Genomic DNA, 13,806 nt, shown 5'->3' with positions numbered 1-13,806 from the left:
GCGTGGGTCACCTGCGACGCGCGGCCCTCTACGGCGGCGGAGCCTCGTCTCGCTCGGCCAAGGCGCAGTCCAGGTAGGCCCGCGCGTTCTCGGCCGTCACGAAGATCCTGATCTGCCGGTCGGAGAAGAACTGCCCGATCGCCGCGACCCAGAGTGGATAGTTGGGGTCGGTGCTGACGAAGCAGCTGTGCTTGAGCCCCGGCGTCCGCTCGTGGCGGTGGTAGGCGGCCGCCACCAGCTCCAGGCCGGCCTGGGTGGCGCCCTCGTCGCTTCCCCGCAGGTCGAAGATCAGGTCGTAGGACGCCGTCCTGGGGTCCTCGTCGAACATCCCCGCGATCGCGCGGCTCAACACGAGGCCTGAGAACCCGGGGCCTGCCGTGAACTCGGCTCGGCGCTTTGCGTGGTCGATGGTGACGCCCATGGCCCAGCCATAGCCGGACGGAGCCGAAGATTTGGTGAATGCGCCGTTTCAGCCGCCGGTGAAACGCTTGTTGAAATTGGGGAATCCCTCGCCGAGCCGGGCGAGGGCGTCCGCGTCGCCGCTCGCGAGAAACGCTTCGACCGCCCGCATCAGCGGAGCGTAGGCGGCCCGGAAGGGGTTCGTCGCGGAGGACACCCGCCGCACGCCTAGGGCCTGCAGCCGCTCGGCCTTTGGCACGCCAAGCCAGCCCATGATGTTGAGTGGCAGGCGGATCTCGCCGGCGAGACGACCAATCAGATCCTCGTCCGACGGGCCGGGCACGAAGATTCCGTCCGCGCCGGCCGCCTGGTAGCGCTCGGCCCGCGCCAGCGTCTCGCGGAACGCGGCCTGACCTTCGGCAAGGCCCTTCAAGTAAACGTCGATCCGGGCGTTGATGAACAGCGGGACCCCGGTCGCGTCCGCCGCCTTGCGCGCCGCTTCGACCTTCCTCTCGTGCAGGCCGGCGTCGCGCTTGCCGTCCTCCAGGTTGATCCCCACAGCGCCGGCCTCGATCACGCGCCGGACCGTCTCGGCAAGCTCTGTCAGGTCGTCGGTGTAGCCGCCCTCGATGTCGGCGGTCAGCGGCACGTCCACCACCCGCGCCGCCTCGGCGATGGCGCGGAACAGGATCTCCGTCGGCAGGGCGTCGCCATCCGGGTAGCCGTGCGCCCACGCGACGGCCGCCGAAGAGGTCGCCACCGCCTTCGCGCCGGCGTCCGCCATCAGCGCCGCGCTCGCCGCGTCCCAGGCGTTCGGCAGCACCAGGATCTCGCCGCCTCGGTGCAGCGCCTTGAACGCCTCGGCCTTCTGCTTCTGGTCCATCCGCCCCCTCCGTCCTCGTGGCAAAGCTTATGACGCCCATATGGGGAGCCCTGTGACATCCCGCTCGCGGATTCCGGACACCTTCGCTCAGGGGCGGGAAACCGGCTAAGACCCGCCCGTGACCGCCGCGGCCCTTTCCCGCCTGACGTTGACCGACTTCCGCTCCTACGAGCGGGCGGAGCTCGCGCTGCAGCCCGGGCCGGTGTTCCTCGTGGGGCCGAACGGGGCGGGGAAGACCAACCTGCTGGAGGCGGTGAGCCTGCTCACCCCCGGCCGGGGCCTGCGCGGCGCGAGCCTGGCGGAGGTCGGCCGCCGGCTGCCGGGCGAGAGCCACGGCCGCGCCTGGGCCGTGGCCGCCACGGTGGGCGCCGGGGAGGACGAGACGCGGCTGGGCACCGGCGTGGAGCAGCCGGGCGCGGCGCGACGCGTCGTGCGCCTGGAGGGGGAGACCGTGCCGCCCGGCCGGCTCGCCGACCACCTGCGCCAGGTCTGGCTCACGCCGGCCCAGGATCGGCTGTTCCTGGAAGGTGCGGCCGACCGCCGGCGCTTCTTCGACCGGCTGGTGTTCGCCGCGGAGCCCCTGCACGCCGCTCACGTCACTGCCTACGAGCGCGCCATGCGCGAGCGGATGCGGCTGCTCACCGATGAGGGGCAGCCTCCCGACGCCGCCTGGCTGGACGCCCTGGAGGCCCGCCTCGCCGAGGCCGGCGCCCTGATGGCCGCCTCCCGCGCCCGCACGCTCGCCGCCCTGCAGGCCGAGATCGACAGCCGCGGCGACCGGCCTTTCCCCCAGGCGAAGCTCAGCCTCGCCGGCGAGTGGGAGCAGCTGGCGGGCGAGGGCGCGGACCTCGCCGCCCTGGAGAGCCGGCTCGCCGCCGCCCTGAAACAGGCCCGCGACCGCGACGCCGCCGCCGGCCGCGCGCTCACCGGCCCCCACCGCGGCGACCTCTCCGTGCTCCACGCGGAGAAGGACCGCCCGGCGGCCGAATGCTCCACCGGCGAGCAGAAGGCGCTGATCCTCAACCTGGTGCTCGCCCAGGCTGCCCGCCTGGCCCGCACGCCCGACGCGCCCAGCCCCATCCTCCTCCTCGACGAGGTCGCCGCCCACCTGGACCGCCGCCGCCGCGCAGCCCTGTTCGACGAGATCCTGGCGCTTCGCCTGCAGGCCTTCCTCACCGGCACCGACGAGCACCTGTTCGATGAACTGAAGGGGCGCGCCCAGGGCGTGCGGGTGGAAGGCGCGGAGCTCGGCCGGCTCGCCTAGCGGCTCCGCTCACGCGCGTACGTACGCGTACGCGCGGGGGTGCGCGCGAGCGGTTAAGGCCCTATATTGCCGGAAGAGATTCGGCCGGTTGGCCGTAGGCGCCGTTCCGGCGCCGCCAGAGCAACCCCATCGAGTTCGGGAAAGGCGTCCGCCGCGGACGGCCTGCTCGACTCCACCGGACGCGTGATGAGCGAAGACAACGAACTTCCTGAGACGAACGGCAACAACGGCGCTGACGACTACGGCGCGGAGTCGATCAAGGTCCTGAAGGGCCTGGACGCCGTGCGCAAGCGGCCGGGCATGTACATCGGCGATACCGACGACGGCTCGGGCCTGCACCACATGGTCTACGAGGTGGTCGACAACGCTATCGACGAGGCCCTGGCCGGCTGGGCGACGCGGGTGGAGGTGATCCTCAACGCCGACGGCTCCTGCACGGTCACGGACGACGGGCGGGGGATCCCCACCGACATCCACGAGGGCGAGGGCGTCTCGGCGGCCGAGGTCATCATGACCCAGCTGCACGCCGGCGGTAAGTTCGACCAGAATTCCTACAAGGTCTCCGGCGGCCTGCACGGCGTGGGTGTGTCGGTGGTGAACGCGCTTTCCGACTTCCTGAAGCTGAAGATCCACCGCAATGGCCAGGCCCATGAGATGGAGTTCCGCCGCGGCGACGCGGTCTCGCCGCTGGTGATCACCGGCGTCTCGCCGAAGCGCGAGAACGGGGAGTTCCTGACCGGCACCGAGGTCACCTTCCTGCCGTCGCTCGACACCTTCCGGTTCATCGAGTTCGACCGGAAGACGCTCGAGCACCGGCTGCGCGAGCTCGCCTTCCTGAACTCCGGCGTGACCATCTGGCTGAAGGACCTGCGCGAGGCCGAGCCCTTCGTCGAGGTGATGCACTACGAGGGCGGCATCGAGGCCTTCGTGCGCCACCTCGACGTCCACAAGACGCCGCTGATCAAGGACCCGATCGTCATCCGCGGCCGCCGCGACACCGTCGAGATCGACCTGTCGCTGTGGTGGAACGACGGCTACCACGAGAACGTGCTCTGCTTCACGAACAACATCCCGCAGCGGGATGGGGGCACGCACCTCGCCGCCTTCCGCTCGGCGCTGACGCGGATCATCACCAACTACGCCGAGAGCTCCGGCGCGGCGAAGCGCGAGAAGGTCTCCGTCTCCGGCGAGGACGCGCGCGAGGGCCTGACCTGCGTGCTCTCGGTGAAGGTGCCGGACCCGAAGTTCTCGTCACAGACCAAGGACAAGCTGGTCTCCTCCGAAGTCCGCCCGGCCGTGGAAGGCCTGGTGCAGGAGGGGCTGGCGACCTGGTTCGAGGAGCACCCCACCGAAGCCCGCCACATCGTCCAGAAGATCGCCGAGGCCGCCGCGGCGCGCGAGGCCGCCCGCAAGGCGCGTGAGCTCACCCGCCGCAAGTCGGCGCTCGACATCACCTCCCTGCCCGGCAAGCTCGCCGACTGCCAGGAGAAGGATCCGGCCAAGTCCGAGATCTTCCTGGTGGAGGGCGATTCCGCCGGCGGCTCGGCCAAGCAGGCGCGCAACCGCGAGAACCAGGCGATCCTTCCGCTCCGCGGCAAGATTCTCAATGTGGAGCGCGCTCGCTTCGACAAGATGCTGTCGTCGGATCAGGTCGGCACGCTGATCACCGCGCTCGGGGCCGGCATCGGCCGCGACGACTTCGACATCGAGAAGTTGCGCTACCACAAGATCGTCATCATGACGGACGCCGACGTGGACGGGGCGCACATCCGGACGCTGCTCCTGACCTTCTTCTACCGGCAGATGCCGGAGGTGATCGAGCGCGGCTACCTCTATATCGCCCAGCCGCCGCTCTATAAGGCCGCCAAGGGCAAGTCCTCGCGCTACCTGAAGGACGACGCCGAGCTCGAGACCTTCCTGATCGACGAAGGCATCGACGGGGCGACGCTCGACCTCGCCTCGGGTGAGCGGCTCACCGGCAAGGACCTGCTGGGCCTCGTGCAGACCGCCCGCGGCGCCAAGGCCAACGTCGAGCGGCTCGCCGCTCGCGCGCCGGCGTTCGCCATCGAGCAGGCGGCGCTGGCCGGCCTCTTCGTCGAGGCGGGCGGCGACCCGGCCGCGGCGGCGCGGCGCCTCGACCTCTACGCCGAGGAGGGCGACGGCGCCTGGACCGGCGAGAAGGGCGAGTTCGGCGGCTACGTGTTCACCCGGGTGAGGCGCGGCGTCTCCGAACGGGTGGTCCTCGACGACCTCCTGCTGCACGCGGCCGACGCCCGGCGCCTGGCCGAGCGGGCCAAGGACCTCGCCACGGTGTTCTCCGGGCCGGCGACCTTCACCCGGCGCGACAAGACCACCACCGTGCGCGGCCCCATCGACCTGATGAACGCCGTCATGGACGCCGGCCGCCAGGGCCTGAAGATCCAGCGCTACAAGGGCCTGGGCGAGATGAACCCGGACCAGCTCTGGGAGACCACGCTCGACAAGGAGGCCCGCACCCTCCTGCAGGTGAGGGTCAACCACGCGGACGACGCCGACGACATGTTCACCCGCCTGATGGGCGACCTCGTCGAGCCGCGGCGCGAGTTCATCCAGGAGAACGCCCTGGACGCCGAGGTCGACGTTTAGGGTGATGCCGGTCAGCGCGGGCTTCCTCGACGCGCTGGCCGACATCCTCCACTTCGTGCCGGGCTACCGCACGCGCCGGATGTTCGGCGGCGCCGGCGTCTATTCCCACGACCTGATGTTCGCCCTGGTGCTGGACGACGCGCTCTACCTGAAGGCCGACGACGCGACGGCGGCGGAGTTCGAGGAACGCGGGCTGGAGCCCTTCATCTACCGCGACCGCAACGGCCGCGAGGCGCCGATGAGCTACCGCCAGGCGCCCGAGGAGGTGCTGGAGGACCCCGACGCCGCCCGCGAATGGGTCGGCCGCGCGCTCGCCGCCGCGCAGCGCAAGAAGGCCTAGGAGGCCATCCGCTCCACCGGCGCCAGCGTCGACAGGCCCAGCCAGGCCTGCATGTTCGACGCCAGCTCGCGGTCGCCGATCAGCGTCAGCCGTTCGCTGGCGATCGCGCCGCGCAACGTGTCATAGCCCATCCAGATGGCGGTCATGGTCCGCAGGTCGCTGGAGACGTAGAGGTCCACGTCGAAGCCGGGATCCACGCTGCAGAGGTCCACCGCCTCGCCCGGCTCGACCACCAGCCACCAGCACCGCTCCGTCGCCGGCCGCTCCGGGTACTGGAACTGGATCACGCTGCGCCGCCGGGGCATAGGATCGAGGTTCAGCCGCCGGCGCATGTCCCACATCAGGAGCTGCGCATCGAGGTGCTGCAGCGAGAGGTCGGAATCGATCCAGCGCTGGCCCCACATGCCCATGGCCTCGACGATGGGCCGCAGCTCCTCGCCGGCCGCGGTCAGGCGGTATTCCGAACTGTTGCCGGGCCCGGCGGTGCGGCGGATCACGCCGGCCGCCTCCAGCTCCTTCAGCCGCTGCGAGAGCAGGGCCGGCGACATCCGGGGCAGGCCGCGGCGGAGGTCGTTGAACCGGGTCGTGCCGAAGATCAGCTCGCGCAGGAGCACGATCGTCCACCGGCTGCAGAGCACCTCGGCCGCCATGGCCACGGGGCAGAACTGGGCGTAGCCGCCTTGCGCCATCGCGCATCTCCTTCGAGCTTGCTCAGAAGTCCTAAACCCGCCGACCGGTGTTCGCCTAGTTCAGTTCCTGTACCGCCGCGATTCAGTTGCTGAACTGGAAGAACCGTGGTCGCCATGGGATCAGGCCTCAACGAATGAGGACCACCACCATGACCGACGACGCCATGACCTTGACCCGCCCCACCGACTGGACCGCCGCCGCCGAGGCGATTGCCGCCAAGATCGCGCTCGCCGCGCCGCTGCACGACGCCGACGACAGCTTCGTCGCCGACGCATACGACCTCCTAAAAGCCCAGGGCTTCTTCAAGGCCCACGTCCCCACCGAGCTGGGCGGCGGCGGCGCCTCTTATGCCGAAATCTGCAGCGTGGTGCGCACCCTGGCCCGCGCCTGCGGCTCCACGGGCCTCGCCTTCGCCATGCATACCCACATCGTAGCGCTTGCCGTCTGGCGCCGCGCCAACGAGGGCGCGCCGACCGAGGGCCTGCTGAAGCGCGTGACGGCCGAGGACCTGGTGCTGGTCTCCTCCGGCGGCTCGGACTGGCTGCAAAGCGCCGGCGCCGCGGAGAAGGTCGAGGGCGGCTTCCGCGTCACCGCGCGGAAGATCTTCTCGTCGGGCTCGCCTGCCGGCGACCTGCTGTCGACGAGTGCGGTCTACGACGACCCCGAGTCCGGCCCGACGGTCCTGCACTTCGCCGCCTCGCTGAAGGCCGAGGGCGTGAAGATCCACGACACCTGGCGGACCCTGGGCATGCGCGGCACCGGCTCCAACGACGTCGAGTTCACCGGCGTCTTCGTGCCCGACGCGGCCATCGCCGGCCGCCGTCCGCAAGGCAAGTGGCACCCCCTGTTCCACGCCATCAGCATGATCGCCTTCCCGATCATCTACTCGGCCTATCTCGGCGTCGCTGAGTACGCCCGCGGCAAGGCGTTGGAGGTCGCCCGAAAGAAGGCGCCGGAGGAGGCGCTCACCCTCTTGGTCGGCGAGATGGAGAACGCCTTCGCAGCCGCTCGCATGGCCGTCGCGGAGATGATCTCCACCGCCGAGACCGCAACGCCCGGACCGGAGACCACCAACCGCACCATGATCGGCCGCACCCTGGCCGCCCAGTCCGCGATCCGTACAGTCGAGAAGGCCATGGAGGTCGCCGGCGGCGCCGCCTTCTACCGGGCGCTCGGCCTCGAGCGGGCGTTCCGTGACGTGCAGGCCGCCCGCTTCCACCCGCTGCAGGAAAAGCCCCAGCTCCGCTACGCCGGCCGCTTGGCGCTCGGCCTCCACATCGACGGCTGAGCCGTGTCGACGATCGTGGCGGGGCGCTCTTAGGGATTGTCGAACCCGCGCACGACCTCCAGCACAGCCTCGCCGTAGTGGGCGAGCTTGGCTTCGCCTACGCCGTTCAGCCGCTCCAGGGCGGCGCGGGTCCCGGGCCGGGCGCCGGCGATCTCCGCCAGCGTGCGGTCGTGGAAGATCACGTACGGCGGCACGTGCTGGGCCTTGGCCTCGCGCGACCGCCAGGCGCGCAGCGCCTCGAACAGCGGCTGGTCGTGTGGCGAAAGGGTGGCCATGGCCTCGCGGGTGCGCTTGCGCGGCCGGCCGGAGCGGGTGCTCGGGTCGTACCCCTCCGCCGGCTTGCGCATGGCGATCCGCCGCTCGCCGCGGAACACCGCGCGCACGGCGTCCGCCTCGCCGATGCCCACCAGCGGCCGGCCGTCGTTGGGGTCCTCCTTCAGGAGCCCTTCGAACAAGAGCTGCTCGGTGAGGTCGCGCCACTGCGCCGCCGACAGCTCCGCACCGATGCCCCAGGTGGACAGGGACGTCTCGAAGTCGCTCGGGTCCTTGGTCTTGCCCAGCAGGTGGTCGACGAGCCGTCCGCGCCCGAACCGCCCGCCCAGCCGGTGCGCCGCCGAGAGCGCCTTCTGCGCGGCCTCGGTGGCGTCCACCGTCGCCACCTTCCCCAGGCACAGGTCGCACTGGCCACAGGCCTCCACGCCCTCTTCGCCGAAGTAGCGCCGCACGGCCGCAGCGCGGCAGCCGGTGCCGTCCAGCAGGGTGTAGAGCTGGCGCACCTTGCGGACCTGCACCTGCTTGACCGCCTCGTCCATCTCGCGCTCGGCGATGCGGCGCAGCGCCCAGCTCATGTCGGCGCCGCCGTAGAGGGTGATCCCCTCGGCCGGGTCGCCGTCGCGGCCCGCCCGGCCGATCTCCTGCCAGTAGGCCTCGATGGAAGACGGGGGGTCGGCGTGGATCACGAAGCGGACGTCCGGCTTGTCGACGCCCATGCCGAAGGCGATGGTCGCCACCATCACCGCGGCGTCGGCCTCCAGGAATTCCTCCAGCCGCTCGGTGCGCAGCCGCCGCTCCAGGCCGGCATGGTAGGCCAGCGCTGGCACGCCGGCGTCGCGCAGCGCCTGGGCGAGCTTCTCCGTGCCGTCGCGCGAGCCGGAATAGACCACGCCGGAGCGGTTCGGCCGGGCCGTCACCAGCTCCACCACCCGCTTCTCCTTCGAGCCTCGCTTGCGCTCGGCCGACAGGATCAGCTCGGGCCGCGCGAAGCTCGCCACGAACTCCCTGGACGTCTCCAGCTTCAGCTCGGCGCGGATGTCCTCCCGGGTCCGGGCGTCGGCCGTGGCGGTCACCGCCAGCCGCGGCACGGTGGGGAACAACTCCGCCAGCCGCCCGAGCATCCGGTATTCGGGGCGGAAGTCGTGACCCCACTGGCTCACGCAGTGGGCCTCGTCGATGGCGATGAGCGCCAGCGGCGTGCGCGACAGCCGCTCCATCATCCAGGGCTGCATCAGCCCTTCCGGCGAGATGTAGAGCAGGTCGAGCTCGCCGGCCTCGATCCGCCGCCAGGTCTCGGCCTTTTCCGAAGGGTCGATGTTGGAATCCAGCCTGGCCGCCGCCACGCCCGACTGCACCATCGCCGCCACCTGGTCGGCCATCAGCGCGATCAGCGGCGAGACCACCAGCCCGAGCCCGGGCCGCATCAGGCTGGGGATCTGGTAGCACAGGCTCTTGCCGCCGCCCGTGGGCAGCACCGCCATGGCGCTGCGCCCCGCCAGCACCTCGGCGATCACGTCGCCCTGCAGCCCCCGGAACTCCTGGTGCCCGAAGGTGCGCCGCAGGATGTCGCGGGCAGCGTCGAGGGGCTGGAGATGGGACTCGGCGACGGCGGGGGACATGCGCCGGTTATGGCGGGGAATCGGGGCGATTGCGATGCGTCTTTCCCTCCCCTCCTGGGGAGGGGCAGGCCGCGCAGCGGCCTGGGTGAGGAAGGGTGGTTCAGGCGCAGGCGCATCTAGCGCGGAGAACACACGATCCATGACGCCGTGGAGGTTCGTTCGCACGTCGCCCGCCCACACGCGGAGCACGCGATAGCCGTCACGCGCCAGGATCCTGTCGCGCACGAAGTCGTGCTCGGATTGTAAGTCGTCGCCATGTTGGCTCCCGTCCACCTCGACCACGAGGCCGCGGGAAGGGCAGACGAAGTCCAGGAAATAGCCTCGGTGCGGCCGCTGCCGATGGAAGACGTAGCCCTGTTCCCGGAGGCGTCGCAGCCTCGACCAGAGGATCACCTCCGGTTCGCTCATGTTCCGGCGAAGCTCACGCGCGCGGGCGGTCTCGGGCCGCATGAGCAGGGACGATGTTCCACGTTTGTTCTTAAAGCAAGTCTCGGCCTCAGCGCGCCGCGCTCCGGCCCGCACTTCCTCACCCGGCTCGCCTTCGGCGAGCTGTCCCTCCCCGGACGGGGAGGGAAATCGGGCGCCTACTCGGCTGCCATGGCCGCCGGTTCTGGCTGGGCGCCGCGCAGGAGCCGCCCCGGCAACGCGCCCGTGGGCTCGCCGTCGCGGTAGGTGACTTCGCCGGCGACGATCGTGGCGCGGTAGCCGTCGGCGCGCTGGATCAAGCGCCGGCCGCCGGACGGCAGATCGTACGCGACTTGGGGGGCCTTCAGGGTCAGCCGGTCGTAGTCGATGACGTTGATGTCGGCGCGGTAGCCCGGCGACAGCAGGCCGCGGTCGTAGAGGCCCACCGTCTCGGCGGTGTCGCGGCACTGGGCCTTGACCATCCGCTCCAGCGGGATCTTCGGGCCCCGCGTACGGTCGCGGGTCCAGTGGACAATGTTGGTGGTCGGGAAGCTGCCGTCGCAGATCATGCCCACGTGCGCCCCGCCGTCGGACAGCCCCGGCACCACGCACTCGTGCTGCAGCATCTCGTAGGCGGGCTCGAGGCTGTAGTCGGCGTAGTTCAGCAGCGGCAGGTAGAGCATCCCGCGACCGTCCTTGGTCAGCATGTGGTCGAGCGCGATCTCGTACACATCTCGTCCCTCGCGCTGCGCCATGGCCGCGATGGAGGTCTCCGCCGTGGGCTCGTAGTCCGGCTCCTCGCCCATCAGGTAGATCCGCTCCCAGGAGCGCATCGGCGACAGGCCCGGCGCGCGGGCGCTCTCGGCTTCCTCGGCCAGCAGCCGCGCCCGGAACTCCGGATCGCGCAGCCGCGCCACGCGCTCGTCCAGCGGCAGGTCCTTGATGGCCCTATAGCTCGGGTGGGAGCTGAACGGGTTCGCCGTCAGCTCCAGGCCGAACAGCACCCCCACCGGCCGGGTCGCCACCTGGGCGCGCATCTCCAGCCCCCTGGCCTTCGCCGCCGACAGCCGGTCCAGCAAATAGCGGTACTGCTCCGGATGGCGCGGGCTCTGCAGCAGGCTGAACGACAGCGGCCGCCCCGAGCGCTCCACCAGCCGCTGCAGCATGTCGAACTCGGCCTCGGGATCGTTGAAGTCGGAGACGAACTGCAGGACGCCGCGGCCCGCCGCGGCCATGCCCAGCGCGATGCCGGTCAGTTCGTCCTCGCCCGCCGTCAGGGTGGCGATCGGCGAGCCGTCCGACGAGCGGTGGTTCAGGGTGCGCGAGGTGCCGAAGCCGATGGCGCCGGCCTCCATCGCCCGCCTGGCGATCGCCGCCATCGCGTCGACGTCGGCCTCCGTCGCCGGCTCGCGGTCCACGCCGCGCTGACCCATGACGAAGACCCGCAGCGCCGCGTGCGGCAGCATGCTGCCCACGTCCACGTCGAACCGCCGCTTCGCCAACTGCTCCACGTATTCCGGATAGCTCTCCCAGTTCCACGGCAGGCCGTCGGCGAGCACCGGGAAGGGGATGTCCTCGACGCCCTCCATCAGGCGGATCAGCCGGTCGTGGTCGTCCGGCCTGCAGGGGGCGAAGCCCACGCCGCAGTTGCCCATCACCACCGTCGTGACGCCGTGCCACGACGAGGGCTGCATCCGCTCATCCCACGTCGCCTGGCCGTCGTAGTGGGTGTGGACGTCGACGAAGCCGGGCGTCACCACGAGCCCGCGCGCGTCGATCTCTTCCGCCCCTGAGCCTGCGATCCTGCCCGCCGCCGCGATCAGCCCATCCTTCACCGCCACGTCGGCCTCGAAGGCCGCAGCGCCGGTACCGTCAACGACGGTCCCGCCCCGGATCACCAGGTCGTAGGCCTTCTCCATCGCGTCCTCCCGGGCGCCGTTGAACGGCGGTCTTTTCCGTGGCCGACATTAGCCGCCCGCCGTCGCGGGATGGTCAAGGGCCGTTGAAGCTCTACCGGAGGAACTCACTGATTATTCAGCTTGTTGGTTCCGGGCCCATTAACCCGTCAGGCGTAAATGTGGCGTCTGTGCTGACAAGGTTGAGGGACCCCGTCATGCCGCTCAAGATGTACCTGGCCGTAGCGGCGGCCGCAGCGATCGCCCTGGGGCTCATGCTCCCGGTGCCCAACCAGGGCGCCTCGGCGTCTGCGCAGTCCCAGATCGAGACCCTTACGGTCGGCCGCGGCTGAGCGCGTCGAGCAAAAGTGGTCCCACTTTTGCGCCCGCGATGCGCTCCACTTCAAAGTTCTAAAGCTCGATTCAGCCGTCAGGCTCCGCCTGACGCCATCGTGCTTTAGCGCGGCCGCTCGCGGGCGAGGTCCGCCTGCTTGGCTGCGCAGCCGCGCAGCGTCTCCCCCGCAAACTCCACCTCCGCCACCAGGGGATAGCGGATGTCGCTCATCCCGTCATTGCACTCGCTGCCGTAGAGCGTCAGCGAGAGCGTCTGGCCGTCGGCGGACCTGGCCTGCCAGACGCCCTTGCCGGGCGAGATGGTGGCCCCTGGCGCCTCGAACACCAGCTCCGGCTGCTCCGGCCGCTGCAGGGTCAGCTTCACGCCGTCCATCCGCACCGCCCAGAAGGGCTCGTTGCCGCGCGCCAGCATCGGCTGCGAGAAGTCGGTGCTGCCGATCGCGCGGGCCTCCCCGGGGGCGACGGTCTTCACCGCGACGGGCGGCGCCTCCGCAGGCGCCGGCGCGGCGGCCCCCTGCGGAGTTCGCGGGCTGCAGGCGGCCAGCGCCAGGGCGGATAGGGCCAGGACTGCTCGCATGTCGGGGGGTCTCCGTCTTCGGCCAAATCACGCTAGCGTCTCCGACGTGAGCGCGCAGCCCTTCACCTTCTACGAGTTCTTCGCCGGCGGGGGGATGGCGCGCGCCGGCCTGGGCGACGGCTGGGCCTGCGCCTTCGCCAACGACTTCGACGCCGTGAAGGCCGCCGCCTACCGCGACAATTACCCCGACGCCGCGGACCACTTCCGGCAAGGCGATGTCTGGCAGCTCACGGCGGCCGACCTGCCGGGCGGCGTCGACCTCGCCTGGGCCTCCTCGCCCTGCCAGGATTTCAGCCTCGCCGGAGCCCGCGCGGGCCTGTCCGGCGGCCGGTCCAGCGCCTTCTTCGGCTTCTGGCGGCTGATCGAAGGCCTCGCGGCGCAGGGGCGCGCGCCTCGCCTTGTGGTCATCGAGAACGTCAGCGGCCTGCTCACCTCGCACGGCGGGCGCGACTTCGCAGCGCTCGGCGAAGCGCTGGCGGCTCAGGGATACAGCTTCGGCGCCCTGGAGATCGACGCCGCCGTCTTCACGCCCCAGTCCCGCCCCCGCGTGTTCGTGGTCGCCACGCGCGAGCCGCCGCCGGCCTGCCTGCTCGGCGAGAGCCCCTTCCACACCCGCGCGGTGCGCGCCGCCGCCGCGGCCCTGCCCGAGCTGCTGGCCGAGCGCTGGCGGTGGTGGCGCCTGGCCGCCCCGCCGGCGCGCAACACCGACCTCGCCGCCCTCCTGGAGCCCGACGGTGCGGTCGAATGGCATGCGCCCGCCCGCACCCAGCGGCTGCTCGAGCTGATGGCCCCGCTGCACCGGACCCGGCTCGACGCCGTCCGCGCCCGCGGCGGGCGGGATGTCGGGGCCGTCTTCCGCCGCACGCGCATCGAGCACGGCCGGCCGGTGCAGCGCGCCGAGATCCGCTTCGACGGGCTGGCGGGCTGCCTGCGCACCCCGCGCGGCGGCTCCTCGCGCCAGGCGATCGCCGTGGTGGACGGCGGCGAGGTCCGCACGCGCCTGCTCAGCCCTCGCGAATGCGCCCGCCTGATGGGCCTGCCGGACAGCTACCGCCTGCCTGCCGCCGCCACCTCCGCCCTGCACGTCACCGGCGACGGGGTCGCGGTCCCGGTGGTCCGCTGGCTGGCCGCCGGGCTTTTAGAACCTCTATCGAAGCCGGCTGCATTCCTAGCGGCCGAGTAGGCGATCAGGGC

Annotated in this window: 12 protein-coding genes; 6 read left to right on the top strand and 6 right to left on the bottom strand. The window is 71.2% G+C overall.

Translation table 11 applies throughout. The annotated features are described in order from the left end of the window. Positions 1–28: 28 nt before the first annotated feature. Complete coding sequence (locus tag VIL76_RS13075; protein WP_332045469.1) at positions 29–421, bottom strand: hypothetical protein; 393 nt, start codon at positions 419–421, stop codon at positions 29–31. 48 nt (positions 422–469) lie between these two features. Then, positions 470–1,282, bottom strand: coding sequence for an isocitrate lyase/phosphoenolpyruvate mutase family protein (locus VIL76_RS13070; protein WP_332045468.1), 813 nt, complete (start codon positions 1,280–1,282; stop codon positions 470–472). A 118-nt stretch (positions 1,283–1,400) separates the two neighbouring features. On the opposite strand from VIL76_RS13070, the gene recF reads away from it, so the two are divergent. The 3 genes from recF to VIL76_RS13055 all read left to right on the top strand — a co-directional run bounded on the left by recF (position 1,401) and on the right by VIL76_RS13055 (position 5,511). Next, entirely contained in the window at positions 1,401–2,546 is a 1,146-nt protein-coding gene (gene recF, locus VIL76_RS13065) for a DNA replication/repair protein RecF (RefSeq protein ID WP_332045467.1), read from the top strand. A gap of 186 nt (positions 2,547–2,732) precedes the next feature. After that, a complete protein-coding gene (gyrB, locus tag VIL76_RS13060; RefSeq protein ID WP_332045466.1) occupies positions 2,733–5,171 on the top strand; it encodes a DNA topoisomerase (ATP-hydrolyzing) subunit B in 2,439 nt (812 codons plus the stop codon). Positions 5,172–5,175: 4 nt separating this feature from the next. Further along, positions 5,176–5,511, top strand: coding sequence for a TfoX/Sxy family protein (locus tag VIL76_RS13055; RefSeq protein WP_332045465.1), 336 nt, complete (start codon positions 5,176–5,178; stop codon positions 5,509–5,511). On the opposite strand, the gene VIL76_RS13050 is transcribed toward VIL76_RS13055, so the two are convergent. After that, complete coding sequence (locus VIL76_RS13050; protein ID WP_332045464.1) at positions 5,508–6,200, bottom strand: helix-turn-helix domain-containing protein; 693 nt, start codon at positions 6,198–6,200, stop codon at positions 5,508–5,510. The two genes, VIL76_RS13055 and VIL76_RS13050, sit on opposite strands and share 4 nt — an antisense overlap. A 149-nt stretch (positions 6,201–6,349) precedes the next feature. Here VIL76_RS13050 and VIL76_RS13045 point away from each other — a divergent pair, with 149 nt between their 5' ends. Further along, positions 6,350–7,489, top strand: coding sequence for an acyl-CoA dehydrogenase family protein (locus VIL76_RS13045; RefSeq protein ID WP_332045463.1), 1,140 nt, complete (start codon positions 6,350–6,352; stop codon positions 7,487–7,489). A gap of 29 nt (positions 7,490–7,518) precedes the next feature. On the opposite strand, the gene recQ is transcribed toward VIL76_RS13045, so the two are convergent. Both recQ and VIL76_RS13035 read right to left on the bottom strand, forming a co-directional pair. Next, positions 7,519–9,831 (bottom strand): DNA helicase RecQ, encoded by a 2,313-nt coding sequence (recQ, locus tag VIL76_RS13040; protein WP_332045462.1) that lies wholly within the window; start codon positions 9,829–9,831, stop codon positions 7,519–7,521. Positions 9,832–9,965: 134 nt separating this feature from the next. Beyond that, positions 9,966–11,705, bottom strand: coding sequence for an N-acyl-D-amino-acid deacylase family protein (locus VIL76_RS13035; protein WP_332045461.1), 1,740 nt, complete (start codon positions 11,703–11,705; stop codon positions 9,966–9,968). Between the two features lie 194 nt (positions 11,706–11,899). Here VIL76_RS13035 and VIL76_RS13030 point away from each other — a divergent pair, with 194 nt between their 5' ends. Further along, on the top strand, positions 11,900–12,034 hold the full coding sequence (locus tag VIL76_RS13030) for a hypothetical protein (protein WP_332045460.1): 135 nt from the start codon (positions 11,900–11,902) through the stop codon (positions 12,032–12,034). A 104-nt stretch (positions 12,035–12,138) separates the two neighbouring features. On the opposite strand, the gene VIL76_RS13025 is transcribed toward VIL76_RS13030, so the two are convergent. Then, on the bottom strand, positions 12,139–12,612 hold the full coding sequence (locus VIL76_RS13025; protein ID WP_332045459.1) for a hypothetical protein: 474 nt from the start codon (positions 12,610–12,612) through the stop codon (positions 12,139–12,141). Positions 12,613–12,658: 46 nt separating this feature from the next. Between VIL76_RS13025 and VIL76_RS13020 the strand changes: the two genes are divergently transcribed. Continuing rightward, positions 12,659–13,795: a DNA cytosine methyltransferase gene (locus VIL76_RS13020; protein ID WP_332045458.1), complete on the top strand. Its 1,137-nt coding sequence runs from the start codon at positions 12,659–12,661 to the stop codon at positions 13,793–13,795. Positions 13,796–13,806: the final 11 nt, after the last annotated feature.

Source organism: Phenylobacterium sp. (assembly GCF_036563285.1).
Classification (GTDB): domain Bacteria; phylum Pseudomonadota; class Alphaproteobacteria; order Caulobacterales; family Caulobacteraceae; genus Phenylobacterium.
Note: the sequence above shows the minus strand (reverse complement) of the source record. Positions and strands in the feature narration are given on the sequence as shown.

Excerpts from the sequence above, each read along its gene's own strand:
- recQ (WP_332045462.1), bottom strand. The coding sequence starts at position 9,831 with ATGCGGCCCGAGACCGCCCGCGCGCGTGAGCTTCGCCGGAACATGAGC.
- VIL76_RS13030 (WP_332045460.1), top strand. The coding sequence starts at position 11,900 with ATGCCGCTCAAGATGTACCTGGCCGTAGCGGCGGCCGCAGCGATCGCC.
- gyrB (WP_332045466.1), top strand. The coding sequence starts at position 2,733 with ATGAGCGAAGACAACGAACTTCCTGAGACGAACGGCAACAACGGCGCT.
- VIL76_RS13055 (WP_332045465.1), top strand. The coding sequence starts at position 5,176 with ATGCCGGTCAGCGCGGGCTTCCTCGACGCGCTGGCCGACATCCTCCAC.
- VIL76_RS13025 (WP_332045459.1), bottom strand. The coding sequence starts at position 12,612 with ATGCGAGCAGTCCTGGCCCTATCCGCCCTGGCGCTGGCCGCCTGCAGC.
- VIL76_RS13070 (WP_332045468.1), bottom strand. The coding sequence starts at position 1,282 with ATGGACCAGAAGCAGAAGGCCGAGGCGTTCAAGGCGCTGCACCGAGGC.
- VIL76_RS13035 (WP_332045461.1), bottom strand. The coding sequence starts at position 11,705 with ATGGAGAAGGCCTACGACCTGGTGATCCGGGGCGGGACCGTCGTTGAC.
- VIL76_RS13075 (WP_332045469.1), bottom strand. The coding sequence starts at position 421 with ATGGGCGTCACCATCGACCACGCAAAGCGCCGAGCCGAGTTCACGGCA.
- VIL76_RS13045 (WP_332045463.1), top strand. The coding sequence starts at position 6,350 with ATGACCGACGACGCCATGACCTTGACCCGCCCCACCGACTGGACCGCC.
- VIL76_RS13050 (WP_332045464.1), bottom strand. The coding sequence starts at position 6,200 with ATGGCGCAAGGCGGCTACGCCCAGTTCTGCCCCGTGGCCATGGCGGCC.